We start from the raw sequence: 26,023 nt of genomic DNA, 5'->3' as shown, positions 1-26,023 counted from the left end.
GCGTCGGCCGCCCGCGGGGAGGTTCCCCGCGGACGGTGCGTCAGGTCTTGGAGCGGAACTTCCGCACCGCGAGCGGCATGGTGACGGCGGTGATGACGACCGTCCAGCCCAGGGTGATCAGCGCCGGATGGGCCAGCGCGCCCTGGCCGTTGATCAGCGCTCGGGCCGCGTCGGCGAGGTTGGACAGCGGGTTGACCTTGGTGAAGCCCTCCAGCCAGCCGGGCATCGACGTCGTCGGCGCGAAGATCGACGAGCCGAACTGGAGCGGCATCAGCACCAGCATCGCCATCCCCTGCACCGCCTGCGGCGTCTTCACGCTGAGCCCCAGCAGGATGAAGATCCACATCAGGGCGGCGCCGAAGACCGTGGACAGCAGGACCGAACCGGCGAACTCCAGCAGCGAGCCGCGTATTTCGAGGCCCAGCAGGAGGCCCATGGCCAGCAGGATCGCGGTGGCCAGCAGCATCCGGAGGATCTCGACCACGATCTTGGCTATCAGGACCGAGGACCGGGCGATCGGCATCGTCCGGAAGCGGTCCATCACGCCCTTGCGGAAGTCCTCGTTGACGCCGGTGCCCACCGCCATGGCGACGTTCATGCCCATCATCGCCATCATGCCGGGCACCAGATACTGCACGTACTCCTGCTGATTGCCCTTGCCGGCGATGGCGCCGCCGAAGACGTAGACGAACAGCAGGATGAAGATGATCGGCATCAGGAGGACGTCGAACAGCGTCTCCGGGTCGTTCTTGATCTGCACGAGGTTGCGGCGCACCAGCGCGCCGATGTGCCGCAGATTGCCCCTCAGGCCGATCCGGCCCTCGTCGGCGCCGGTCTTCCCGATCGGCGCCGTGATCGTCGCGGTGCTCATACCCCCACCTCCGCGTGGTGTGCGGCCTGCTCGTCGTGCGTGTCGGAAGCGGACTCCGGGGTGCCGGCCCCGGAGGTCTTCTGGCCCGTGATGGCCAGGAACACCTCGTCCAGGCTGGGCAGATGGGTGCTGATCCCGGCCAGCGCGAAGCCCCGGGCGCCGAGCAGCCCGACCACCGCGGTCAGCTGCTCGTCGCTGACGATGGGGACGTTGACCACACCCCCGTCATGGTCGGCGGTGGCCCCGGTGATGCCGTCCAGACCGGCCTGGGCGATGGCGCCCACCATCCGGTCCAGCTCGCCCGCCCCGGTCGGCCGGATCTGCAGCGTCCGACCGCCGACCTTGGCCTTCAGCTCGTCGACCCGGCCCTCGGCGATGACCCGGCCGCGGTCGACGACCGTCAGCTCGTCGGCGAGCTGCTCGGCCTCCTCCATGTACTGGGTGGTCAACAGGACCGTGGCGCCGTCGCGGACCATCCGCTGGACCTCGTCCCAGACCTCGTTGCGGGTGCGGGGGTCCAGGCCGGTGGTCGGCTCGTCCAGGAAGAGGACCGCCGGTCGGCCGATCATCGAGGCGGCCAGGTCGAGCCGGCGCCGCATGCCGCCGGAGTACTTCCCGGCCGGTCGCCTGGCGGCCTCGGTCAGCGAGAACCGCTCCAGCATCTCGTCGGCGCGGGTGCGGGCGTCCTTGCGGGGCAGGTCCAGCAGGCGCCCGATCATGTAGAGGTTCTCCCAGCCGGAGAGCTTCTCGTCGACCGAGGCGTACTGGCCGGTCAGGCCGATCCGGCGGCGCAGCGCGCGGGGCTGGCGCACCACGTCGCAGCCGGCCACCACGGCGCGGCCGGCGTCCGGCACCAGGAGGGTGGAGAGGCAGCGGACGAGCGTCGTCTTGCCCGCGCCGTTGGGGCCGAGGACACCGAGCACGGTGCCCTCCCGCACGTCCAGATCCACGCCGTCGACGGCCTTGACCGCGCCGAAGTGCTTGACCAGACCGCGCACCTCCACGGCGTTGCCGCCCCTGGTGGATATCGTCTGTCGCGTCATGCCCTCAAAGGTGCCAGCCGCCACCGACAACGCACCGACAGGCCGCCGACAGCCCGGGAGGACCGGTTGTCGGCGGCCCGTCGGTCGGGCCTCAGTGGAAGGTGTGCTCCTCGGCCGGGAAGGCGCCGCCGACCACGTCCTCGGCGAACGCCTTGGCCGCGCCGCCCAGCAGCTCGCGCAGCTGGAGGTACTGCTTGACGAACCGCGGCACCCGGCCGGCGGTGAAGCCCGCCATGTCGGTCCACACCAGCACCTGGGCGTCGCACTCGACCCCGGCGCCGATGCCGACGGTGGGGATGTGCAGCGAGCGGGTCACCTCGGCCGCCAGCTCGGCCGGCACCGCCTCCAGGACCACCGCGAAGGCCCCGGCGTCCTGCACCGCCTTGGCGTCCCGGAGCAGCTGCTGGGCGGCCTCCTCGCCGCGGCCCTGGACCGGGTAGCCGCCGTAGGCGTGCACCGACTGCGGGGTCAGCCCGACATGCGCCATGACGGGGATGCCGGACGAGACCAGCAGCTCCACCTGGTGCGCGGAGCGCTCCCCGCCCTCCAGCTTGACGGCGCCCGCCCCGGCCTCCTTGACCAGCCGGGTGGCGCTGCGCAGCGCCTGGACCGGGCCTTCCTGGTACGAGCCGAACGGCAGGTCGGCGACGACCAGGGCGCGCTTGGTGCCGCGGACCACCGCCGCGGACAGGATGGCGATCTCGTCCAGCGTGACCGGCACGGTGGACTCGTAGCCGAGGTGGCAGTTGCCCATCGAGTCGCCGACGAGCAGTACCGGGATCCCGGACTCGTCGAAGACCGAGGCGGTCATCGCGTCGTAGGCGGTGAGCATCGGCCACTTCTCGCCCCGCTCCTTGGCGGCGGCGATGTCGCGGACCGTGATCCGGCGCGAACTGGTGCCCCCGTAGAGCGACTTGGGGTTGTCCTTGACGGGCTTGGCGGTGGGCTCGGCGGTGGCCCCCGCGGCCGGCTTCTGGGCAGGCGAAAGCTGCGTCATGGTGACGGCTCCTGTTTCTTCATCTCGAAGCACCCTGACGGTGTCTCCGGACTCCCCTCCATGCTGGCACGCCCCGCCCGGGGAGCAAAAGGGGGCGGGGCGGGGGAGCCGAGGAGCCGGGGCGGCGGGCGGTCCGCTGCGGCGAACCGGTGGCCTTGGCCCGGCTCGCCACCAATACGAAACGGTTCCGTATCGATATAAGCGTATGGTGCCGTCATGGCCACCTCACCGACGCCACCGGACGCGTCCGGCGCCTCAGCCGCCTCCGGCATCCCCGCGCACATCCACCGCCGGCGCTGGCTGATCCTCTGCGTGCTGATGCTCAGCCTGCTGATCGTGGTGCTGGACAACTCCATCCTCAACGTCGCGATGAAGACCATCGCGACCCCGGCCCCCACCGGCCTCGGCGCCACCCAGAGCGAGCTGGAGTGGGCGATCAACTCCTACACGCTGGTTTTCGCCGGGCTGCTGTTCACCTCCGGCCTGCTCGGCGACCGCCTCGGCCGCAAGAAGGTGCTCCTCTTCGGCCTGGCGGTCTTCGGCACCGGCTCGGTGCTCGCCGCGGTCTCCGCCTCGCCCGCCGAACTCATCGCCTTCCGCGCCCTGATGGGCCTGGGCGGCGCGTTCGTCATGCCGGCCACCCTCGCCATCCTGATGAACGTCTTCGAACGCGAGGAGCAGCCCCGGGCGATCGGCGTCTGGGCCGGCGGCGTGGGACTGGCCATCGCGGTCGGCCCGATCGCCGGCGGGCTGCTGCTGGACCGCTTCTGGTGGGGCTCGGTCTTCCTGATCAACGTCCCGATCGTGGCGTGCGCGCTGGTCGCGATGGTCTTCCTGGTGCCCGACTCCAAGGACCCCGCCCCCGGCAAACTGGACCCGGTCGGGGTGCTGCTCTCGGTGGTCGGCCTGGTCCTGCTGGTCTACGGGATCATCAAGGGCGGGCAGCTCGCCGACTTCACCGTCCCCGAGGTGCTCGCCACGGTCCTCGGCGGCCTGGCGGTACTGGCCGGGTTCGTCGTCCACCAGAGGCGCAGCGACCACCCGTCCATCGACATCGGCTACTTCCGCAAGCCCGCCTTCTCGGCCGCCGTCGCCGCCATCGCGCTGGTCTTCTTCGCGCTGATGGGCGTCACGTTCTTCATCGTCTTCTACGTCCAGAGCGTGCGCGGCTACAGCCCGCTGGAGTCCGGGGTGCTGATCCTGCCGCTGGCCGCCGCCCAGCTGATCTTCGCGCCCCGGGCCCGGCTCGCGGTGGACCGCTTCGGCGCCCGCGCGGTGTGCACCGTCGGCATGCTGGTGGTGGCCGTCACGATGGCCGGGATGCTGCTGCTGGGCACGGACACCCCGATCTGGGTGCTGGAGGTGCTGTTCTTCCTCCAGGGCACCGGGATGGCGCACATCATGCCGCCGGTCACCGTCGCGATCATGCAGTCGCTGCCGCGCGAGAAGGCCGGCTCCGGCTCGGCGCTCAACAACATCTTCCGGCAGGTCGGCGGCACCCTCGGCGTGGCCGTCCTGGGCTCGCTGCTCTCCACCACCTACCGCACCGGCATCCAGGACTCCCTCGACGCGCTGCGCGGCGTGCCCGGCCCGGTGCGGAACGCGGCCGGCGAGTCCATCGAGGCCACCCTCGGCCTGGCCGCCCGGCTGCGCCCGCTCGCGGCCCGCGCGCTGACCGTCAAGGCCGACGACGCCTTCCTGCACGCCATGCACGTCACCGCGCTGGGTTCGGCGGCCGTCTCGGTGATCGGGGCCGTGGTGGTCGCGGCATTCCTGCCGGGCAAAATGGCCCCGGGTCCGCACGCGGCGGAGCCGCGGGACGGACAGAAGGCGGGCGCAACACGATGAGCCGGGTGGCGGAAGACCGCGGGCGGACGGCCGGGGCGCGAGCGGGGGCGGCGACCCCCCGCCGCCGTGGCCGCCCGCGCAGCGCCGCCGCCGATTCCGCCATCGTCGAGGCGGTGCTGCGCCTGATCGAGGACGGTGTCCCGATAGCCGAGCTGTCCATGGAGCGGATCGCCCGCGAGGCCGGGGTGGGCAAGGCCACGCTCTACCGCCGCTGGCCCGGCAAGAGCGCACTGCTGCTGGACGTGATGCGGTCCCAGGACACGCCCCCTCCGCCGCTGGACGGCGACTCGGTCCGCGAGGACCTGGTGCGGCTGCTGGAGTTCCTGCGCCACCGCGGCCTGGCCAAGCGCAGCTCGGCGGTGCTGCGCACCGTCGTCAGCCACGTCCAGGCCCAGCCCGAGCTGTGGGCGGAGTACCACGAGACGGTCGTCCGGGCCCGGCACGAGGCACTGCTCGGAGTGCTCCGGCGCGGGGTGGCCAGCGGTGAGATCCGCGCCGACCAGGACCTGGACACCCTCGCCGACCTCTTCGTCGGCCCGATGCTCGCCCGCGCCATCCTCCACGAGTGGAAGGAACTCCCCGAGGGGCTCGCCGAGGACATCGTCGACACCGTGCTGGAGGGCGTCCGGCCCCGGCCGGCGACGCGGCCGGCGGACGGACCCGCGACCGGGACCGCACCGGGCGCGGAGTGAGCGCCCGACGACCGGCGCCCGGCCCCGTATGACCGGACCATGCCCGTTGTGTCACAGCCGCTGTCACGAACGGCCCGATCGGAACCCGGGGCGGCGAACCCACCGTCTTCTCCTGCGGGAACGCGATGACGGGTCCGGCGGAACGCCGATCTAAGAATGCGTTTCACAGCCATCGCCTAGGGTCGAAGATCACAGGTGAGGCGCACCGGAGCAGGGCGGCAAGGCAGTGAGGACAGCGGTATGGCGCAGGCGTACATGACGGAGCCGGGACAGGGTCAGGGGTCCGAGCGGGCCGGTTCCCGGTCCGGACGCCTGCGGAACTGGTGGCGCCGCGAAGGGATGTGGCGGCGCGGCATCATCCTGGCGGTGCTCGCGGTCCTCCTCGGGCTGGCGATGCTGCTGCACGCCCGGATCCCCAACACCGTGGGGAACCTGGGGAGTTTGCTGGAGACCTTCCTGCCGTGGCTGGGACTGGGCGTCCCGCTGCTGCTGCTCTGCGCCCTGTTGCGCCGCTCGGCGACCGCGCTGGTGGCGCTGGTGCTGCCGGTCGTCGCCTGGGTGAGCCTCTTCGGCGGGCAGATCACCGACAAGTCCGGCACCGGCGGCAATCTGACCGTGCTCACCCACAACGTCGACGCGGGCAACGCCGATCCGGCGGGCACCGCCCGGGACATCGTGGCGTCCGGCGCCGACGTGGTCGCCCTGGAGGAGCTGACCGGCACCGCCCTGCCCGTGTACCGCAAGGGACTGGCCGAGGCGTACCCGTACCACACGGTGCAGGGCACCGTCGGCCTGTGGAGCAAGCGCCCGCTGGCCGACGCCCGGCCGGTGGACATCAAGATCGGCTGGGTGCGGGCGCTGCGCGCCACGGTCACCGCCCCCGACGGCCGGCAGGTCGCGGTCTACGTCGCCCACATGCCGTCCGTGCGGGTCTACGTCGACAAGGGCTTCACCGCCAACCAGCGGGACGGCAGCGCCCGGGCACTGGGCGAGGCGATCGCCGCCGACCCGGTCCGCCAGGTCATGCTCCTGGGCGACCTCAACGGCACCATGAACGACCGCTCGCTGGCCCCGCTGACCTCGCAGCTGCGCTCCGCCCAGGGTGCGGCGGGCGACGGCTTCGGCTTCAGCTGGCCGGCCGACTTCCCGACGGCCCGGATCGACCAGATCCTGGTGAAGGGGATCGACCCGGTCAAGGCGTGGGTGCTGCCGGCCACCGGCAGCGACCACCGGCCGGTGGCGGCCACCGTGAAGATCTGAGCGCGGCCGGGCGAGAGGCCCGCGTCGGCGGGACGGCCGTCCCGCCGACGCGGGCCTTTCACGTCCCGTTTTCACGTCGGAATACTCCGCCTGGGAGACTTTATTCCGAATTCGAACTTAGACCGCCGCGCGCCGCACCGCGCACCCCACCCCCGAAAGGTTCTCCATGCCCTTGGCTCTGCTCGCGCTCGCGATCTCGGCCTTCGGTATCGGCACCACCGAATTCGTGATGATGGGCCTGCTGCCCGACGTCGCGAACGATCTGGGCACCTCCGTGCCCACCGCCGGCTACCTCGTCTCCGCCTACGCCCTCGGCGTCGTCATCGGTGCCCCGCTCCTGACCGCCCTCGGCTCCCGCGTCCCCCGCAAGCGGTGGCTGGTCGTGCTGATGGCGGTCTTCACGGTCGGCAACCTCGCCTCCGCCCTGGCCCCCACCTTCGGCCTGCTGATCGCCGGCCGGCTGCTGGCCGGGCTCCCGCACGGCGCGTTCTTCGGCGTCGGTGCGGTGGTCGCCGCCCGGCTGGTGCGCGAGGGGCGCCAGGCCCGCGCGGTGGCCACCATGTTCCTCGGCCTGACCATCGCCAACATCGTCGGCGTGCCCGCCGCCACCCTGCTCGGCCAGCACCTCGGCTGGCGCGCCACCTTCCTCGTCGTCGCCGTCATCGGCCTGGTCGCGATGGCCTCCCTGGCCCGGCTGATCCCGACGCTGCCGGCCGACCGGAACACCGGCCTGGGCGGCGAACTGCGCGCCCTGGGCGACCGCCAGGTGCTGCTCGGCCTGCTCACCACCGTCTTCGGCTTCGCCGGGGTCTTCGCCGTCTACAGCTACCTGGCCTCGATGATGACCGAGGTCACCGGCTTCGCCGCCGGCTCGGTCCCGCTGGTCCTGGCCCTCTTCGGCATCGGCATGACGCTCGGCGCGCTGGCCGCCGGCCCGCTCACCGACCGGGCCCTGCGCCCCACCCTCTACGGCTCCCTCGGCGCGCTCGCCCTGGTCCTGGTGGTCTTCCACTTCACCGCCCCCGTGAAGTGGGCGGCGCTGGTCACCGTCGTCCTGATCGGCGCCATCGGCTTCCTGACCACCACCCCGCTGCAGATGCTGGTGATGAACAAGGCGCAGCAGGCGCCGACGCTGGCCGCCGCCTCCAACCAGTCGGCGTTCAACCTCGCCAACGCCGGCGGCGCCTGGATCGGCGGCCTGGTCCTCTCGGCGGGCTGGGGCTGGACCTCGCCCACCCTGGCCGGCGCGGTGCTCGCCGCCGCCGGTCTGGCGGTGGCGCTGCTGGCCGGCCTGCTGGACCGCGGCGCACCCGACGTTCCCACGCGGATCGTGGCGCGCGGCGGGGAGGGCGAGCCGGAGCCGGCGACGCCCGGGGCATCGGACGCCGCCCGGCAGGCGGGAATTTGACGGCAGGCACTAGCTATAGCTAGGCCCCCTCCCGCCAGTGGTTCGTGATCGGCAGCCGCCGGTCCTTCCCGAACCCCTTGGCGGAGATCTTGGTGCCGGGCGGGTACTGCCGTCGCTTGTACTCGGCGTGGTCCACCATCCGCAGCACCCGGGTCACCATCGCCTCCTCGAAGCCCTGCGCCACGATCTCCTCGCGGCCCCGGTCGCGGTCGACGTACAGCTCCAGGATCCGGTCCAGCACCGCATAGTCCGGCAGCGAGTCGGTGTCGACCTGGCCGGGCCGCAGCTCGGCGCTGGGCGGCTTGCTGATCGAGTGCTCCGGGATCGGCGGGGTCTGGCCGCGCTCGGCGGCGGCCCGGTTGCGCCAGCGCGCCAGCTCGAAGACGACGGTCTTGTAGACGTCCTTGATCGGGCCGTAGCCGCCGACCGAGTCGCCGTAGAGCGTCGAATAGCCGCACGCCAGCTCGGACTTGTTGCCCGGCGCGAGCACCAGGTGCCCCTCCTGGTTGGACAGCCCCATCAGGGTCGTGCCGCGCAGCCGGGACTGGAGGTTCTCCTCGGCCAGCCCGGTCACCCCCAGCGCCTCCATGTACGCGTCGAACATCGGGCCGATCGGCACCGTGCGGAAGTGCAGTCCGGTGCGGCGGGCCAGTTCGGCGGCGTCGCCGATCGAGTGCTCGGAGGAGTAGCGCGAGGGCATCGCGATCGCGTGCACCTGCGCGGCGCCGACCGCGTCGCAGGCCAGCGCGGCGACCAGCGCGGAGTCGATCCCGCCGGACAGCCCCAGCACCACGCTGCGGAAGCCGTTCTTGGCGACGTAGGCGCGCAGCCCGACCACCAGCGCGGTGTAGATCTCCTCCAGGTCGTCGAGGCGTTCGGCCTGTCCGCCGAGGGTCTGCGGCGGGTAGGGCGGCAGGGGGTCGGCGGAGAGCACGACGTGGTCCACCCGCAGCCCGTCGTCCAGCTCCCCGGACGGCGGCTGCGGCGCGGCGGCGGGCAGCTCCAGGTCGACCAGCACGCACCCCTCGGCGAACTGCGGGGCCCGGGCGATCACCCCGCCGTCCCGGTCGACGACGATCGAGTCGCCGTCGAAGACCAACTCGTCCTGGCCGCCGATCATCGCGAGGTAGGCGGTGGTGCAGCCGGCCTCCTGGGCCCGCTTGCGGACCAGTTCCAGCCGGGTGTCGTCCTTGTCCCGCTCGTACGGCGAGGCGTTGATGGACAGCAGCAGCCCGGCGCCGGCGCTGCGCGCGGCGGGCACCCGACCGCCCTCCTGCCACAGGTCCTCGCAGATGGCCAGCGCCACGTCGACGCCGTGGACCCGGACGACCGGCAGGGTGTCCCCGGGGACGAAGTAGCGGAACTCGTCGAAGACGCCGTAGTTGGGCAGGTGGTGCTTGGCGAAGGTGAGGGCGACGGCACCGCGGTGCAGCACCGCCGCCGCGTTCTGCGGGGCGCCGGCCGGCCGGCCGTAGCGGGGCAGCGCCTGTGGGCAGCGGTCGAGGTAGCCGACGACGACCGGGACGTCGCCCAGCCCCTCCGCGGCCAGCCGGACGGCCAGCGCCGGCAGCGCGGCGCGGCTGGCCTCGACGAACGACGGGCGCAGCGCGAGGTCCTCGACGGGATAGCCGGTCAGTGCCATCTCGGGGAACGCGACGAGATGCGCGCCCTGGCCGGCCGCGTGCCGGGTCCAGTGCACGATCGTCTCGGCGTTCTGGGCGATGTCGCCGACGCAGGAATCGATCTGATTGAGGGCGAGACGAAGCTGAGGCACCCCGCCAGTCTAATCGTCTTTCTGACGCAATGGGGGGTGTGCGGCGCTACGAGGCCGCGCGCGGCGGGTTCTGTAACGGTGTTACTCGACGTCACTCGGCGTGCGGCGGCCCGGTGGTGGCCAGGCGACGGCCCGGCCGGCCCGGCGGAGCGCACCGGGCCGACCGGGCCGCGCGGTCATCCCCGTTGGTAGCCGAGGAGCGTCATCATCCCCGACTCCGAGTGGTAGATGTTGTGGCAGTGCAGCATCCACAGCCCCGGGTTGTCGGCCTCGAAGTCGACCGCCAGGCGCTGGCCGGGCCGCATGATCGTGGTGTCCTTGCGCGGCCCGCCGCCGGGGAGCGTGAAGCTGTGCCCGTGCAGGTGCATCGGGTGCCACATCTTGGTGCGGTTGCGGAACACCAGCCGCACCAGCTCGCCCTCCCGGATCGGATAGCGCTGCGACGGGTCGTACGTCCGCCCGTTGATCGCCCAGTCGAAGCGCTCCATGGTGCCGGTGAGCTTCATGGACAGGACGCGGTCCGGCCGCCGGGACCGGGACCGCACGCCCTCGGCCGCCCGGAGCCGGTCCGCGGTCGTCAGCGGCCCCTCCAACTCCCGGGGGTGGACCGAGGCTTCCGGCGCCCGGCCGCTCCCGGTGCGCAGCAGGGCCAGCGCGGTCTTGTTCCGGCCCTTGCCGTCGGCGACGGCGACCAGCGGGAAGACCCCGGACCCGGCGGTGACCATGACGTCGTAGCGCTCGGCCATGCCGATGAGCAACTGGTCGGCGCGGAAGTGCTCCACCGGGTTGCCGTCGGTGTGCGTCACCGTCATCCGGTGGCCGCCCAGCGCCACCCGGTAGGCGGTGTCGCCGCCGGCGTTGATGAAGCGGATCCGGATCCGGTCGCCGGCCCGGCAGCGGAAGGTCTCCGGGTCGGCCTTCGTACGGCCGTTGATGAGGTGGTAGGGGTAGTCCACGCTGCCCGGCATGCCGCCCAGCACGCTGCTGCGGGCGTTGGCCGGCAGCAGGCGGGAGGGCCCGTTGTTGCCGCGCCGGGGCCCGGGGCCGCCGGCGCGGAGGGTGCTGCGGGGGGCGCTACGGCTCGCCCGGGCCATCGCCGCGGCGCCCGCGGCGCCCGCGGCCGTGGCGGCCGTCATGCCGTGCAGGGGCAGGCCGCCCAGGCCGATGTTGTGCAGGTTCTTGTCGGCGAGGTGCAGGCCCAGGTTGCCCACGCCCGAGGGGTCCACCTTGGGGAGGATCCCGTCGAGGCCCAGGTCCTTGAGGATCGGCGGGGTCCGGGGAACCCGTTCGTCGTTGCCGATGTCGCCGTTGTGGACGTGGTGCTCGGTCCTGCCGGTGTCGTGGCTGCCGCCGTGGCTGCTGGCATGACTGCTGGCATGGCTGGTGGCATGACTGGTGGCGTGGCTGGTGCTCTTGCTGGTGCCGTTGGTCCTGCCGTGGCCCGCGCCGTGGCCGTCGTGGCCGGGTCCCTGGCCGTCGTGCCCCTTGCCGTGGTCGTTCGGGTGCCTGGGCTCGTCGTGCGCGTCGTGTCCGTGCGCCTCGTGCCCGCGCCCCCCGTCCGTGTCGCGTCCGTGCCCCTCGTCCCTGTCGCGTCCGTGGTCGGAGTCGTGCCCGCCGTGGTCGGAGTCGTGTCCGTCGTGGTCGCCGCCGTGCATGGAGCCCCGGCCGTGGTTCAGCTCGTTCAGCACCGCGTCCGGGTTGCTGCCGTCCACCCCGTCCAGCCAGTCGTCCAGGACGACGACCCACTCGTGGTCGTACTCCAGCGGCTCCCGCGGGTCGTCGACGATCAGCGGCGCGTAGAGCCCGTGGTCCTGCTGGACGCCGACGTGCGGGTGCATCCAGTAGGTGCCGGGCTGGGTGACCCGGAAGCGGTAGTGGAAGGAGTCGCCGGGCCGGATCGCGCGCTGGGTGACGTCGGGGACGCCGTCCATGTCGTTGCGCACCCACAGCCCGTGCCAGTGCAGCGTGGTGGACTGCGGCAGGCGGTTGAGGAAGGTCATCGACAGGGTGTCGCCCGCGGTGAGCCGGAGCACCTCGCCCGGCAGGCGGTCGCCGTACGCCCAGGTGGGGACGATCCGGCTGCCGATGTCGATCCGGGTCTCCCGGGCTTCGAGGTGCATCCGGCGCACCCGCCCGGAGGAGTGGCGCCGGTCCTCGACGTCGGCGACCTCCGGGCCGTGCGGGTCGACGTAGCGGCCGGGCGCGATGTGGTCGTCGTGACGACGGCCGTGCGGGCCGGGGGACGCGCCGGCGGAGGTGGCGAGCAGACCGCTGCCGGCGACCGCGATACCGGCGCCGAGCACGGCGCGGCGGGAGTGCGTATGAAAGGAATCCATGGGGTCAGCACCTCGTGGCGATGTCGGGGGCGGGGGAGCGGGGCGGCGCGGGGCCGTAAGGAGGCCGGGGTCGGCTCGTGCGCGCCGAGCCTGCGGTCAGCGGCGAAGCGCCGTGGGCACCGCGGCCCGGGGGGCTATCGGCCACGGTCCGTGCAGCCGGTGGTCGCGCCGGGCGGCGGCCTTGCGGTGTTCACCCATCGCGGACCTCTCGACGGCCGGTGGCGTACGGACGCACCCTTGTTCCCGGGGCGCCGACCCCGGAGGTGGCCCATCGCGCCGCGCTCGCCGCGTCCGGTGGACCGTCTGCCTATTCTTGGTCTTCCCACGTCCCCGGCATATCCGGCATTTCAGACGCGCCGCTGGGATCACCCGAACACCAGGAAGTCCGTGAGTCCGATCAGCTCCACCGCAGACGCCCGTACCGGCATCGCCGGGCGGGCCGCCGCCGTCCTGCTGCTGCTCGGCGCGCTCGCCTACACCGCCTGGGTGCTGGAACTGGTGAGCACCACGGGCCTGGACCCGGTACGGGCGTATGTGAGCGAACTGGCCGCCGCCGATCAGCCGCTGGGCGGCCTGTTCCGCGCCACCGACCTGGTCGCCGGGCTGCTGGTGCTGGCCGGCGCGCTCACCGCGCTCGCCACCGCCCGGCGCCGGCCCTGGACGGTGGCCGGCCTGTGCGCCCTGGCCCTCTTCGGCGCCGCCACCGTGCTGGACTCCCGGCTGCCGCTGAGCTGCGCCCCCACCAGCGACCCGGTCTGCGCCGCCCGGGAGACCGCCGGACTGGTCCCGGCCACCCACACCGCGCACGCCGTCAGCAGCACGCTCGCCATGCTCGGCGCGCTCGCCGCGCTGATCCTGCTGACCGTCGCGGCCCGCCGCTACGGCCACTGGCCCGCGCTCGCCCGCCTGGGTCCGCCGCTGGTGCTGGCCGAACTCGTCGCCACCGCCTGGACGCTGGCGGAGGTCGCCGTCCTCACCGCGGGCCGGGACACCTGGGCGCTCGGCGTCGGCCAGCGCCTCCAGGTGCTGCTGGTCGCCCTCTACCTCGCCGTGCTCGCCGGCTGCCTGGCCCGCGGCGCCCGCCGCGGCGCCCCCGCCGTGCCCCAGGACCTGCCCCGAGGAGCCTCATGAACCCCCGCAACGTCCCCGGTCGGATAGTGCGCGTCGGCGGGCTGCCGCTGCACGTGCTGAGCGAGGGCAGCGGCCCGGTCGTGGTGCTCAGCGCCGGCCTCGGGATGGCGTGGTTCGACTGGGACGCGGTCGCCGCGCTGCTCCTCCCGCACCGCACCGTCGTCCGCTTCGACCGCCCCGGCCTGGGGCTGAGCGCCCCGGCCGCGGCATCGCCGGACCTCGCCGACGAGGCCGACCGGATCGCCGGCCTCCTGGACGCCCTCGGCCACCGGGCGCCGGCCACCGTCGTCGGCCACTCGATGGCCGGCTTCCACGTCGAGGCGTTCGCCCGGCTGCACCCCGACCGGTGCGACGGACTCGTCCTCGTCGACGGCAGCGTCGAGGAGGACCCCCGGCCCCGGCTGCCGCGCGCGGTCCGCGCGGCCTGGGCGCGCGGGGCGGCCGGTGTGCTCTCCGCCGCCGGGCTGCCGCACCTCCTCGGCCCCGCCGCGCGCCGCCTGCTCACCCGCGCCGGGACGGTGGGCCGCCACGGCGGCGGGGACTGGGAGCGGGCCGGCTACCGCACCAGCCGGGTGCTGCGGGCCTGCGCCCTGGAGAACGCCGGCTACCCCTACCAGGCCGCGGACCTGGCGGAGCTGCGCCGGCACCGCCCGCTGCCGGCCGTCCCGGTGACCGTCCTGGCTGCCTACGACGGCAGCGAGTCACCGCGCCAGCTGCGCTGGCTGGCGCGGCAGCGGGCGCTCGCCGCCGAGCTGGGCGGGCGCTGCACGGTCGCCGCCCCCGCCGGCCACCTCGTCATGGCGGACGCGCCGGAGGCGGTCGCGCGGGCGGTGCTGGAGCTGCGCTGAGGGCCGTCCGTGACGCCAGGTGCGAAATGGCCGAACGCCGCCCTACGGACCGCTCAATACCGGGTCAACGGGGCCTTACGGAGCGTCCAAGACTGGGCCAAGGTGCTCGATTCCCGCGCCGCCGGGCGCTGACCCTGTCCGCGGCGGGAAGGATGCCGGAAGCAAGCGAGAAGGGGGTCACGGGTCGACGGTTCTGATTCAGGCCAAGGGTGCGTAATGTGACGGTAACCCCCTGACGTGATACTGGTGGGCCGGAACGCGATGATCCCCGCGCGTGGACAGGCCAAATGACCTGCAAGGATTGGTGAACCATGGACAAGCAGCAGGAGTTTGTGCTCCGGACGTTGGAAGAGCGCGACATTCGCTTCGTCCGGCTGTGGTTCACCGACGTCCTGGGATTCCTGAAGTCGGTGGCGGTGGCCCCGGCCGAGCTTGAGCAGGCGTTCGACGAGGGCATCGGCTTCGACGGCTCGGCCATCGAGGGCTTCGCCCGGGTCTACGAGTCCGACATGATCGCCAAGCCGGACCCGGGAACCTTCCAGATCCTGCCGTGGCGCGCCGAGGCCCCGGGCACCGCCCGGATGTTCTGCGACATCCTGATGCCGGACGGCTCGCCCTCGTACGCCGACCCGCGGTTCGTCCTCAAGCGGATCCTGGCCAAGACCTCCGACCTCGGCTTCACCTTCTACACCCACCCCGAGATCGAGTTCTTCCTGCTCAAGGACAAGCCCGTGGACGGCTCCCGGCCGATCCCCGGCGACTCCTCCGGCTACTTCGACCACACCCCGCAGAACGTCGGGATGGACTTCCGCCGCCAGGCGATCACCATGCTGGAGTCGATGGGCATCTCGGTGGAGTTCAGCCACCACGAGGGCGCCCCCGGCCAGCAGGAGATCGACCTGCGCTACGCCGACGCGCTGTCCACCGCCGACAACATCATGACCTTCCGGCTGGTGATGAAGCAGGTCGCGCTGGAACAGGGCGTGCAGGCCACCTTCATGCCCAAGCCGTTCTCGGAGTACCCCGGTTCGGGCATGCACACCCACCTCTCGCTCTTCGAGGGCGACCGCAACGCCTTCCACGAGTCCGGCGCCGAGTACCAGCTCTCCAAGGTGGGACGCTCCTTCATCGCCGGCCTGCTCAAGCACGCCGGCGAGATCTCCGCCGTCACCAACCAGTGGGTCAACTCCTACAAGCGCATCTGGGGCGGCGCCAACCGCACCGCGGGCGCCGGCGGCGAGGCCCCCTCGTACATCTGCTGGGGCCACAACAACCGCTCCGCCCTCATCCGCGTCCCGATGTACAAGCCCGGCAAGATGGGCTCCACCCGGGTCGAGGTCCGCTCGGTCGACTCCGGCGCCAACCCCTACCTGGCCTACGCCGTCCTGCTCGCGGCCGGCCTGAAGGGCATCGAGCAGGGCTACGAGCTCCCGGCCGGCGCCGACGACGACGTGTGGGCGCTGTCCGACTCCGAGCGCCGGGCGATGGGCATCGAGCCGCTGCCGCAGAACCTCGGCGAGGCCATCGAGCTGATGGAGCGCAGCGAACTGGTCGCCGAGACCCTCGGCGAGCACGTCTTCGACTTCTTCCTGCGCAACAAGAAGCAGGAGTGGGAGGAGTACCGCTCCGAGGTCACCGCCTTCGAGCTGCGGAAGATGCTGCCGGTGCTGTAGGGCCTGGACCAGCCCCTGTGTCCGAGCCGACCCGCCACCGAGAGGCCGCCCCATGGCACTACCCGCTCCGCAGGGACGGCGGAGCAGCACCTTCACCCGGCTGCTGAGGCACGGTTTCACCGATCCTTCGGCGGCCGGCACGCTGCTCGACGCCCCCGAACTCGCCCCCGTACGCGACGACTCGGTGCTCCTGGAGGCGCTGGGCGCCACCCCCGACCCCGACCTGGCGCTGCGCGGCCTGGTGCGGCTGGTGGAGGCGCTGTCGCCGGCGGAGCGGCAGGAGCTGCTGGCCACCGTCGCCGCCGCCAAACCGCTGCGCGACCGGCTGCTGGGCGTCCTCGGCGCGTCCGAGGCGCTCGGCGACCACCTGGTCCGGCACCCGGGGGACTGGCGGTCGCTGGTCACCTACGAGTCGGTCGATCTGCACCCGACCACACCGGAGTTCGAGCAGGCGCTCGCCGACGGCGTCTGGGGCGAGCGGGGCGCCGACCGGCCGCGGGCGGACGCCCTGCGGGCCGCCTACCGCCGCAGCCTGCTGGGCATCGCGGCCCGCGACGTGTGCGGCACCACCGACGTCGCGGAGGCCGCGGCGGAGCTCGCCGACCTGGCCACCGCCACCGTCCGCGCCGCCCTGGAGATCGCCTACGAGGAACAGCCCGGCGACGCCGCGCAGTGCCGGCTGGCGGTCATCGGCATGGGCAAGTGCGGCGGCCGGGAGCTGAACTACGTCTCCGACGTGGACGTCATCTTCGTCGCCGAGCCGCGGGAGGGCGCCGAGGAGGCCAAGGCCCTCCAGGCCGCGACCCGGCTCGCCTCCCGGATGATGCGGCTGTGCTCGGACAGCACCGTCGAGGGCACCATCTGGCCGGTGGACGCCAATCTGCGCCCCGAGGGCCGCAACGGGCCGCTGGTGCGCACCCTGACCAGCCACCTCGCGTACTACCAACGGTGGGCCAAGACCTGGGAGTTCCAGGCGCTGCTCAAGGCCCGCCCGATGGCCGGCGACCTGGCGCTGGGCCAGGAGTACGTCGATGCGCTGTCGCCGATGGTGTGGGACGTCGCCGAGCGGGAGAACTTCGTCACCGACGTCCGTCAGATGCGCCGCCGGGTCGTGGCGAACATCCCCGCCGCCCAGGTCGACCGGGAGCTCAAGCTCGGCCCCGGCGGGCTGCGGGACGTCGAATTCGCCGTCCAGCTCCTCCAGTTGGTGCACGGCCGCACCGACGCCACGCTGCGCAGCGCCACCACCCTGGACGCCCTGGCGGCGCTCGCGGCCGGCGGCTACGTGGGCCGCCAGGACGCCGCCGCGCTCGACGCCGCCTACCGCTTCCTGCGCACCCTGGAGCACCGGATCCAGCTGTTCCGGCTGCGCCGCACCCATCTGATGCCTGAGGACGAGTCCGAACTCCGCCGTCTGGCACGGTCGTTGGGGCTGCGCACCGAGCCGGTCGAGTCGCTGCGCCGGGAGTGGAAGTGGCACGCCCGCGAGGTGCGCCGACTGCACGAGAAGCTCTTCTACCGGCCGCTGCTGGACGCCGTCGCCCACCTGGAACTGGGCGAGGCCCGGCTGTCCGCGAAGGCCGCCGGGCACCGCCTGGAGGCCCTCGGCTACGCCGACCCGGTCGCCGCGCTGCGGCACCTGGAGGCGCTGGCGTCCGGGGTGACCCGCAAGGCGGCGATCCAGCGGACGCTGCTGCCGGTGCTGCTCGGCTGGTTCGCGGACTCCGCCGACCCGGACGCCGGTCTGCTGGGCTTCCGCAAGGTCTCCGACGCGCTCGGCAAGACCCCCTGGTACCTGCGGCTGCTGCGCGACGAGGGCGCCGCGGCGGAGAACCTCGCCCGGGTGCTGTCGGCCGGCCGGCTCGCCCCCGACCTGCTGCTGCGCGCCCCCGAGGCGGTGGCCCTGCTGGGCGCCGCCGACGGGCTCCAGCCGCGCGGCCGGGCCGCCCTGGAGCAGGAGGTGCTGGCCGCGGTCGGCCGCGCGGAGGGCGCCGAGGCGGCGGTGGCGGTGGCCCGCGGGGTGCGCCGCCGGGAGCTGTTCCGGACCGCGGCGGCGGACATCATCGGCGCGTACGGCACCGAGTCCAGCCCCGCCGAGACCGACCACGGCCACGCCGTCGACGCGGTCGGCTCGGCGGTCTCCGACGTCAACGCCGCGACCCTGGCCGGCGCCCTGCGGGCCGCGGTCCGCGAGCACTGGGGCGACACCCTGCCCACCCGGTTCACGGTGATCGGCATGGGCCGCTTCGGCGGCCACGAGCTGAGCTACGGCTCGGACGCCGACGTGCTGTTCGTCCACGAGCCGCGCGAGGGCGCCGACGAGCAGGAGGCCGCCAAGGCCGCCCACGCGGTCGCCAACGAGATGCGCCGGCTGCTCCAGCTCCCCTCCTCCGACCCGCCGCTGCCGATCGACGCGGACCTGCGCCCGGAGGGCCGGTCGGGCCCGCTGGTACGCACCCTCGCCTCGTACGCGGCGTACTACCGGCGCTGGTCGCTGGTGTGGGAGGCGCAGGCGCTGCTGCGCGCCGAGCCGGTGGCCGGCGACGCGGAGCTGGGGGAGCGGTTCGTCGAGCTGATCGACCCGCTGCGCTACCCGGCCGAGGGGCTGGGCGAGGACGCGGTCCGCGAGATCCGCCGGCTCAAGGCGCGGATGGAGTCCGAGCGGCTGCCCCGCGGCGCGGACCCGACCACCCACGCCAAGCTGGGCCGCGGCGGGCTGAGCGACGTGGAGTGGACGGTCCAGCTGTTCCAGATGCGGCACGGCTGGGAGCTGCCCGGGCTGCGCACCACCCGCACCCGGGACGCGCTGGCCGCCGCGCACGCCGCCGGGCTGATCGGCACCGACGAGGCCCGGACGCTGGACGAGGCGTGGGTGCTGGCGGCGCGGGTGCGCAACGCGGTGATGCTGGTGCGCGGCCGGCCCGGCGACACCTTCCCGGCGGACGGCCGGGAGCTGGCGGCGGTCGGCCGCTACCTCGGCTACGAGGAGGGGCACGTCGGCGAGATGGTCGACGACTACCGGCGGATCACCCGCCGGGCCCGGGCCGTCGTCGAGGAGCTGTTCTACGGGGCGTGACCCCACCGGTGCCCCGGGCCGGCCCGCGGTCCGCCCGGGGCCGCCGCCGCACCGTACGCGGGGTCGCGCCCCGCGCGGGGTCACCCCTTGCGGAGGGTCACGCCTTGAGGGGGCCGAGCTCGGCCGCCCCCACGTACCGCGCCAGCCGGTGCGGCAGCCGCCCGTACCACGCGCAGGCCAGCGCATAGCCGAACGCCAGGCACAGCACCCCGCCCAGCGCGTCCAGCCAGAAGTGGTTGGCGGTGGAGACGATCACCGTCAGCGTCGTGGCCGGGTAGAGCAGGCCCAGCGCCTTGGCCCACACCGGCTTCGCCAGCAGCGCGATGGTGATGCCGCACCACAGCGACCAGCCGATGTGCATCGACGGCATCGCGGCGTACTGGTTGGACATCGACGCGAGGTTCCCGGACGCCATGGAGCCCCAGGTGCCGTGCTCGATGACGGTGTCGACGAAGCCGCCGTCCGGCATCAGCCGGGGCGGCGCGAGCGGGTAGAAGTAGTAGCCGACCAGGGCGACGCCGGTGGTCGCGAAGAGCGCGAGCCGGGCCGCCGCGTACCGCCCGGGATGCCATCGGTAGAGCCAGATCAGCACCCCGATCGTCACGATGAAGTGCAGCGTCGCGTAGTAGTAGTTCATCGAGACGATCAACCAGGTCACCGAGTTGACGGCGTGGTTGACGGTGTGCTCGACGGCGATGCCCAGGGCGTGCTCGGCCTGCCAGATCCAGTCGGCGTTCCGCAGCGCCTTGTCCTTCTGCTCGGGCACCGCGTTGCGGATCACGGAGTAGGTCCAGTAGCTGACCGCGATCAGCAGGATCTCGAACCAGAGGCGGGGTGAGCGCGGGGTCCGCAGCCGGGCCAGTCGCCCCCTGTCGACGGGACGCTCCGTGTGCTCCCCGCTGGCTGGCGGGGCGGCCTGCAGGTCGTCCAATGTCCTCACATGCGCATCACCCATAGGCAGACAGTCTGCCAGAAAGGGTTTCGCGGCCGATCATCCTCCGGTCGGGTGAGCGACACCTCATATCGACCTTCAGGAGGACGGGCAAACCCCTAGGGGACGACCCGGGCGGCCCGCAGCGGCCGGGGCACCTTCGCCGTCCCGGGCGCCGCCTTCGGCGCCGACGCCGTCGAACCCCGCACCACCAGCTCGGGGTGGAAGACGAACTCGCTGGGCGGCGCCGGGGTGCCCCCGATCTCCTCCAGCAGCGCCCGGACCGCCGCCTGCCCCATGGCCTGGACGGGCTGCCGGATCGTCGTCAGCGGCGGGTCGGTGAACGCGATCAGCGGGGAGTCGTCGAAGCCCACCACGGACATCTCCCGCGGCACGTCCAGCCCGCGCTGCCGGGCGGCCCGGATCGCTCCCAGCGCCATCATGTCGCTGGCGCACACGATCGCCGTCACGCCCCGCTCGATCAGCGCGGCGGCCGCGGCCTGGCCGCCCTCCAGGGTGTAGAGCGAGTGCTGGACGAACGGCTCCGCCTCCGCCGCGTCCATGCCGAGCCGCTCCTGGGCGCAGCGGAGGAACCCCTCGATCTTGCGCTGGACCGGCACGAACCGCTTCGGCCCGACCGCCAGCCCGATCCGCCGGTGCCCCAGCGCGGTGAGATGGGTCACCGCCAGCTCCACCGCGGCCCGGTCGTCGGGGGAGACGAACGGCGCCCGCACCTTGTCGGAGAAGCCGTTGATGAGGACGAAGGGCACGCCCTGGCCGCGCAGCTGCTCGTAGCGCCCCATGTCGGCGGAGGTGTCGGCGTGCAGTCCGGAGACGAAGATGATGCCGGCCACCCCGCGGTCCACCAGCATCTCGGTGAGTTCGTCCTCGGTGGAGCCGCCCGGGGTCTGGGTGGCCAGCACCGGGGTGTAGCCCTGGCGGGTCAGGGCCTGCCCGATCACCTGGGCGAAGGCCGGGAAGATCGGGTTCTCCAGCTCCGGGGTGATCAGCCCGACCAGCCCCGCACTGCGCCGCCGAAGGCGGACCGGTCGCTCGTAGCCCAGTACGTCGAGGGCGGCAAGCACGGACTGGCGGGTGGTGGCGGAGACGCCGGGCTTCCCGTTGAGAACCCGGCTGACGGTGGCCTCGCTGACACCCGCCTGTGCTGCGATATCGGCCAGCCGGGCGGTCATGACGTGGACTGTACCGGTCGCATGTCAGATTGCCCACCAGCTGCAGCTGTCCCCGGGCAGCACCGCCGACCCGTCGCCGACCGCCACCGGCGCGGTGCCGAGCAGCAGTTCCCCGGGCAGCGGGATCTCGGTGTCCTGGCCGCGGGTGTTGACGGTGCACAGCACCCCGGGCCGGCGGAACGCCAACACGCCCTCGGGGGCGGGCTGCCACGTCATCTCGCCGTCGCCCAGGCCCGGCAGACGGCGGCGCAGCTCCAGCGCCTCGCGGTAGAGCTCCAGGGTCGAGGACGGGTCGCCGGCCTGTGCCGCGACGCTCAGCCGGCCCCAGTCGCCGGGCTGCGGCAGCCAACTGCCGCCCGGCCCGAAGCCGTACGGCGGCAGCTCGCCGGACCAGGGCAGCGGCACCCGGCAGCCGTCCCGGAAGCCGTCCTGGCCGCTGGCGCCGGAACAGCCGTCGGCCGCCTGCCCGTCGCCGCCGAGCCGGCCGCGGAAGAACGCCGGGTCCTGACGCACCTCGGCGGGCAGGTCGGTGACCTCGGGGAGGCCGAGTTCCTCGCCCTGGTAGAGGTAGGCCGAGCCGGGCAGTGCCAGCATCAGCAGGGTGGCGGCGCGGGCCCGGGCGAGGCCGCCGCCGAGGCGGGTGGTGTGTCGGACGACATCGTGGTTGGAGAGCACCCAGGTGGTGGGCGCGCCGACGGCGACGGTGGCGGTCAGCGAGGAGTCGATGACCCCGCGCAGCGCCTCGGCCTCCCACGGGGTGGTCAGGAACTGGAAGTTGAACGCCTGGTGGAGCTCGTCCGGGCGGACGTAGAGGGCCAGCCGCTCGACGCTGGGCGCCCATGCCTCGGCGACCCCGATCACCTCCTTGTCGTTGGCCTCGCCGTAGGTGTCCAGCAGCCGGCGCCAGGCGCGGTGGATGGCGTGCACGCCGTCCTGGTCGAAGAAGGGGAGGATCTGACTGCCAATCAGCCGGGCCTGTTCGCCGTGGCCGATGTCGGGCAGGCCGGCGGCCTTGACCATGCCGTGGGCGACGTCCACCCGGAAGCCGTCCACGCCCAGGTCCAGCCAGAAGCGCAGGATGGCGGCGAACTCCTCGTGCACCTCGGGCCGCTCCCAGTCCAGGTCGGGCTGTTCGGGGGCGAAGAGGTGCAGGTACCAGTCGCCGCGGTCGGTGCGGGTCCAGGCGGGGCCGCCGAAGACCGACTCCCAGTCGTTGGGCGGCAGTTCGCCGTGCTCGCCCTTGCCGGGCCGGAAGACGTAGCGCTGTCGGGCCAGCTCCGGGTCCTGGAACCAGGGGTGGCGGTCGGAGGTGTGGTTGGGGACGATGTCCACGATCACCCGCAGGCCCAGCGCGTGCGCGGTGCCGATCAGGTCGTCGGCGTCCTGGAGGCTGCCGAAGAGCGGGTCGACGGCGCGGTAGTCGGCGACGTCGTACCCGCCGTCGGCCTGCGGCGAGGCGTAGAACGGGGTGAGCCAGACGGCGTCCACGCCCAGGTCCTTGAGATAGGGGAGCCGGTCGCGCGCCCCGCGCAGATCGCCGATGCCGTCTCCGTCGCTGTCGGCGAAGGACCGGACGTAGACCTGGTAGATGACGGCGTCGCGCCACCATCCCTGGCCTCGGTCGGATCCGGCGGCCTGGGGGGCGGGGCTGGGGGAAGTGAGCTCCTGGGTCATCTGCCGTCCCTGTCAGGTCATGAGGCGAAGGTGCTTCCACGAAGTCAACGCTCGGAGGGGCGGCGGGTGACGGTGCGCCAGGGGCTCGGGGGGTTCCGTTCCGGCCAGCGCGCCGCAACTCCTTCCAGAATTCTTGCAGAAAAGTCTCGCAACATCTTTCGGTTTGTTTTCGGCGCTGTTACGTTCCAGACCGCCAACCGAGGCTTTCCCTAAGGAGTTCACATGCGGCGTGGCATACGTGGCGCTCTCGCCACCGCGCTGGTAGCGGGCCTGGCACTGGCGGCGACGGGATGCGGGAGCGGGGGTGACGGCGGCGGAGCGGCCGGAGGTGAACTGTCCGGAACCGTTACCTTCTGGGACACCTCCAACGACGCCGAGAAGGCCACGTACCGGAAGCTTGCGGAGGGTTTCCAGAAGGAGCACCCCAAAGTCCACGTCTCCTATGTGAACGTCCCCTTCGGCGATGCCAACGCCAAGTTCAAGAACGCCGCGGGCGGCGGCGCCGGTGCCCCCGACGTGATGCGCACCGAGGTCGCCTGGGTCGCCGACTTCGCCAACCTCGGCTACCTCGCCCCGCTCGACGGCACCCCGGCCCTGGACAACACCGGCGACTACCTCCCGCAGGCCGTCGGCTCGACCAGGTTCGGCGGCAAGACCTATGCCGCGCCGCAGGTCATCGACACCCTCGCGCTCTTCTACAACAAGAAGCTCCTGCAGGACGCCGGCGTCGCCGTCCCCAAGAACGTCACCGAACTCGCCGCCGCCGCCCGGAAGATCAAGGACAAGACCGGCGCCACCGCCCTCTACCTGCGTGGCGACGACCCCTACTGGTTCCTGCCCTACCTCTACGGCGAGGGCGGCGACATGGTCGACGCGGCCCACAAGAAGGTCACCATCGACAGCGCCGCCGGCGTCCGAGCGTTCCGCACCATCAAGCAGCTGGTGGACTCCAAGGCCGCCGTCACCGACGCCACCGACGGCCAGGAGAACCAGCTCAAGGCCCTCAAGGACGGCACCGTCGCGATGGCGATCGACGGCCCCTGGGACATCGAGGGCGCCCGCGCCGGCAAGGCGTTCCAGGACAAGGGCAACCTCGGCGTCGCCCCCGTCCCCGGCGGCAGCACCGCCCAGGGCTCCCCGCAGGGCGGCTGGGACCTCTCCGTCTACGCCGGCAGCAAGAACCTCCAGGCCGCCTACGCCTTCGTGAAGTACATGAGCTCGGCGAAGGTCCAGCAGGAGACCACCGACAAGCTCAGCCTGCTGCCCACCCGCAAGTCCGTCTACGACGTCCCGGCGGTCAAGCAGAACGAGATGGTCGCGTTCTTCAAGCCCGCCGTCGACGGCGCCGTGCAGCGCCCCTGGATCGCCCAGGGCAACTCCCTCTTCGAACCGCTCAAGGTCCAGATGAACAAGGTGCTCACCGGCGCCGCCACGCCCGAGCAGGCCGCCAAGGCCGTCGGGGACGCCTACCGGAAGCTGCTCAAGGACTACACGTGACGCTCACCGCCCGGATCCGCCGGGCGATCGGCACCCACTGGTACGCCTGGACGATGGTGGCCCCGGTCGTCCTCGTCATCGGCGTCATCATCGGGATACCCCTCGTCCGCGGCGTCTACCTCTCCCTGACCGACGCCAACGAGGCCAATGTCGAGCGCTCGATCGGCATGAACCACATCCCCGCCACCTACCACTTCACCGGCCTGGACAACTACCGGGCGGTGCTGACCGACGGCGTCTTCTGGGACCGCCTCGGCTGGACCGTGGTGTGGACCGTCGGCTGTGTCTCGCTCACCTTCCTCACCGCCCTCGCACTGGCCAACCTGCTCAACCGCCGGATGCGCGGCCGCACCTTCTACCGCCTGGCGCTGATCCTGCCCTGGGCCATCCCCGCCTTCGTCTCCGTCTTCACCTGGCGGATGCTCTACAACGAGAAGAACGGCATCCTCAACAAGCTGCTGGCCGGCGGCGGCCTCGACGCCGTGCCCTGGCTCAACGACCCGACCTGGGCCAAGCTCTCGGTCATCGCGGTCAACGTCTGGCTGGGCGTGCCGTTCATGCTCGTCGCGCTGCTCGGCGGGCTGCAGTCCATCCCCGGCGAGCTCTACGAGGCCGCCGAGATGGACGGCGCCGGCGCCTGGCAGCGCTTCCGCCACATCACCGTGCCCGGTCTGCGCGCGGTCAGCGGCACCGTGATCCTGCTCTCCACCATCTGGACGTTCAACATGTTCCCGGTGATCTTCCTGCTCACCAGGGGCGGACCCGGCGACGCCACCGAGATCCTGGTGACCTACGCCTACCGCCTCTCCTTCGTGGACAGCCCCCGCAACTTCTCCGCCTCCGCCACCTGGGGCATGGTCATCCTCGCCGTCCTCGCCCTCGTCGCCGTCGGCTACCGCCGGGCGCTGCGCAAGCAGGGAGAGGTGTGGTGACGATGGCGCGCACACGCTCCGAACGGCACTGGTCGGCCTCGGTCGGACTGCACCTGGCCCTGGTGCTCGCCGCCGTCGTCGCGGTCTTCCCGCCGCTGTGGCTGCTGGTGACCTCCTTCAAACCCAAGAACGACGCCTTCACCACCAGCGTCGTCACCCACTTCACCCTCGACAACTACACCCACGTCCTGACCGGCACCTCCTTCCTCACCTGGTTCGGCAACTCCGTGGTCGTCGTCGCCCTGACCACCGTCATCGGGGTCTTCACCGCCGCCACCACCGGCTACGCCGTCAGCCGCTTCCGCTTCCCCGGCATGCGCCCGCTGCTGTGGCTGCTGCTGATCACCCAGATGTTCCCGGTCGCGGTGCTGATCGTCCCGCTGTACAACCTGCTCGCCTCCCTCGGCCTGCTCAACCAGCCGCTCGGCCTGGTCCTCACCTACCTCACCATCGCCGTCCCGTTCTGTGCCTGGATGATGAAGGGCTTCTTCGACACCATCCCGGTGGAGATCGACGAAGCGGGCCGGGTGGACGGCCTCACCCCCTTCGGCACCTTCTGGCGACTGGTCCTCCCGCTCGCCCGCCCCGGCCTGGCCGTCACCGGCTTCTACACCTTCGTCACGGCCTGGGCCGAGGTCGCCTACGCCTCCGCCTTCATGACCGGCGAGGACAACCTCACCCTCGCCGGCGGGCTCCAGACCTTCGTCAACCAGTACAACAACGACTGGGGTTCGATGACCGCCGCCGCCGTGATCATCGCCGTGCCGGCCGCGCTCGTCTTCGCCTTCGCCCAGCGCCACCTCGTCGCCGGACTGACCGCCGGCACCACCAAGGGATGA

At 72.6% G+C, this 26,023-nt stretch carries 19 protein-coding genes; 11 read left to right on the top strand and 8 right to left on the bottom strand.

Annotated elements, in window-relative coordinates; all coding sequences use genetic code 11:
- Positions 1–40: 40 nt before the first annotated feature.
- The 3 genes from JNO44_RS14610 to panB form a co-directional block, all read right to left on the bottom strand.
- A complete protein-coding gene (locus JNO44_RS14610; RefSeq protein WP_205364511.1) occupies positions 41–871 on the bottom strand; it encodes an ABC transporter permease in 831 nt (276 codons plus the stop codon).
- On the bottom strand, positions 868–1,914 hold the full coding sequence (locus tag JNO44_RS14605) for an ATP-binding cassette domain-containing protein (protein ID WP_205364510.1): 1,047 nt from the start codon (positions 1,912–1,914) through the stop codon (positions 868–870). The genes JNO44_RS14610 and JNO44_RS14605 overlap by 4 nt, the downstream gene beginning before the upstream one ends.
- A gap of 91 nt (positions 1,915–2,005) precedes the next feature.
- Positions 2,006–2,911 carry a 3-methyl-2-oxobutanoate hydroxymethyltransferase gene (gene panB / locus JNO44_RS14600; RefSeq protein WP_067352330.1) on the bottom strand — a complete coding sequence of 302 codons (906 nt, stop codon included), beginning with the start codon at positions 2,909–2,911 and terminating at the stop codon, positions 2,006–2,008.
- 216 nt (positions 2,912–3,127) lie between these two features.
- On the opposite strand from panB, the gene JNO44_RS14595 reads away from it, so the two are divergent.
- The 4 genes from JNO44_RS14595 (at position 3,128) to JNO44_RS14580 (ending at position 8,119) form a co-directional block, all read left to right on the top strand.
- A complete protein-coding gene (locus JNO44_RS14595) occupies positions 3,128–4,759 on the top strand; it encodes an MFS transporter (protein WP_205364509.1) in 1,632 nt (543 codons plus the stop codon).
- Positions 4,756–5,451, top strand: a complete 696-nt coding sequence (locus JNO44_RS14590; RefSeq protein ID WP_205364508.1) for a TetR/AcrR family transcriptional regulator — start codon at positions 4,756–4,758, stop codon at positions 5,449–5,451. Before JNO44_RS14595 ends, JNO44_RS14590 begins: the two co-directional genes overlap by 4 nt.
- 339 nt (positions 5,452–5,790) lie before the next feature.
- Positions 5,791–6,711, top strand: coding sequence for an endonuclease/exonuclease/phosphatase family protein (locus tag JNO44_RS14585; RefSeq protein WP_420882748.1), 921 nt, complete (start codon positions 5,791–5,793; stop codon positions 6,709–6,711).
- Positions 6,712–6,877: 166 nt separating this feature from the next.
- Positions 6,878–8,119 (top strand): MFS transporter, encoded by a 1,242-nt coding sequence (locus JNO44_RS14580; protein ID WP_235093156.1) that lies wholly within the window; start codon positions 6,878–6,880, stop codon positions 8,117–8,119.
- A 19-nt stretch (positions 8,120–8,138) separates the two neighbouring features.
- Here the strand turns inward: JNO44_RS14580 and JNO44_RS14575 are convergent, their stop codons facing one another.
- A complete protein-coding gene (locus JNO44_RS14575) occupies positions 8,139–9,893 on the bottom strand; it encodes an NAD+ synthase (RefSeq protein WP_205364506.1) in 1,755 nt (584 codons plus the stop codon).
- 176 nt (positions 9,894–10,069) lie between these two features.
- Complete coding sequence (locus tag JNO44_RS14570) at positions 10,070–12,229, bottom strand: multicopper oxidase domain-containing protein (RefSeq protein ID WP_205364504.1); 2,160 nt, start codon at positions 12,227–12,229, stop codon at positions 10,070–10,072.
- 387 nt (positions 12,230–12,616) lie between these two features.
- Here JNO44_RS14570 and JNO44_RS14565 point away from each other — a divergent pair, with 387 nt between their 5' ends.
- From JNO44_RS14565 to JNO44_RS14550, 4 genes are all read left to right on the top strand, one after another.
- Positions 12,617–13,360 (top strand): DUF998 domain-containing protein, encoded by a 744-nt coding sequence (locus JNO44_RS14565; protein WP_205364502.1) that lies wholly within the window; start codon positions 12,617–12,619, stop codon positions 13,358–13,360.
- Positions 13,357–14,208 (top strand): alpha/beta fold hydrolase, encoded by an 852-nt coding sequence (locus tag JNO44_RS14560; protein WP_205364500.1) that lies wholly within the window; start codon positions 13,357–13,359, stop codon positions 14,206–14,208. The genes JNO44_RS14565 and JNO44_RS14560 overlap by 4 nt, the downstream gene beginning before the upstream one ends.
- A gap of 311 nt (positions 14,209–14,519) precedes the next feature.
- On the top strand, positions 14,520–15,881 hold the full coding sequence (gene glnA, locus JNO44_RS14555) for a type I glutamate--ammonia ligase (protein WP_205364498.1): 1,362 nt from the start codon (positions 14,520–14,522) through the stop codon (positions 15,879–15,881).
- A 52-nt stretch (positions 15,882–15,933) separates the two neighbouring features.
- A complete protein-coding gene (locus tag JNO44_RS14550; protein WP_205364496.1) occupies positions 15,934–18,957 on the top strand; it encodes a bifunctional [glutamine synthetase] adenylyltransferase/[glutamine synthetase]-adenylyl-L-tyrosine phosphorylase in 3,024 nt (1,007 codons plus the stop codon).
- A 97-nt stretch (positions 18,958–19,054) separates the two neighbouring features.
- Here the strand turns inward: JNO44_RS14550 and JNO44_RS14545 are convergent, their stop codons facing one another.
- The 3 genes from JNO44_RS14545 to JNO44_RS14535 form a co-directional block, all read right to left on the bottom strand.
- Complete coding sequence (locus tag JNO44_RS14545) at positions 19,055–19,912, bottom strand: phosphatase PAP2 family protein (RefSeq protein WP_205364495.1); 858 nt, start codon at positions 19,910–19,912, stop codon at positions 19,055–19,057.
- Between the two features lie 95 nt (positions 19,913–20,007).
- Positions 20,008–21,081, bottom strand: coding sequence for a LacI family DNA-binding transcriptional regulator (locus tag JNO44_RS14540; RefSeq protein ID WP_205364494.1), 1,074 nt, complete (start codon positions 21,079–21,081; stop codon positions 20,008–20,010).
- Positions 21,082–21,105: 24 nt separating this feature from the next.
- Positions 21,106–22,755, bottom strand: coding sequence for a glycoside hydrolase family 13 protein (locus JNO44_RS14535; protein ID WP_205364493.1), 1,650 nt, complete (start codon positions 22,753–22,755; stop codon positions 21,106–21,108).
- Positions 22,756–22,977: 222 nt separating this feature from the next.
- Between JNO44_RS14535 and JNO44_RS14530 the strand changes: the two genes are divergently transcribed.
- From JNO44_RS14530 to JNO44_RS14520, 3 genes are read left to right on the top strand one after another with little or no spacing between them, the layout of a single operon-like run.
- Entirely contained in the window at positions 22,978–24,252 is a 1,275-nt protein-coding gene (locus JNO44_RS14530; protein ID WP_205364492.1) for an extracellular solute-binding protein, read from the top strand.
- On the top strand, positions 24,249–25,184 hold the full coding sequence (locus JNO44_RS14525) for a carbohydrate ABC transporter permease (RefSeq protein WP_205364491.1): 936 nt from the start codon (positions 24,249–24,251) through the stop codon (positions 25,182–25,184). The genes JNO44_RS14530 and JNO44_RS14525 overlap by 4 nt, the downstream gene beginning before the upstream one ends.
- 2 nt (positions 25,185–25,186) lie before the next feature.
- A complete protein-coding gene (locus JNO44_RS14520) occupies positions 25,187–26,023 on the top strand; it encodes a sugar ABC transporter permease (RefSeq protein ID WP_205364490.1) in 837 nt (278 codons plus the stop codon).

The organism is Streptomyces noursei (genome assembly GCF_016917755.1).
In the GTDB taxonomy this organism is placed as follows: Bacteria; Actinomycetota; Actinomycetes; order Streptomycetales; family Streptomycetaceae; genus Streptomyces; species Streptomyces yunnanensis.
The sequence above is the reverse complement of the archived record's forward strand: the minus strand, read 5'-3'. Positions and strand labels throughout refer to the sequence as shown.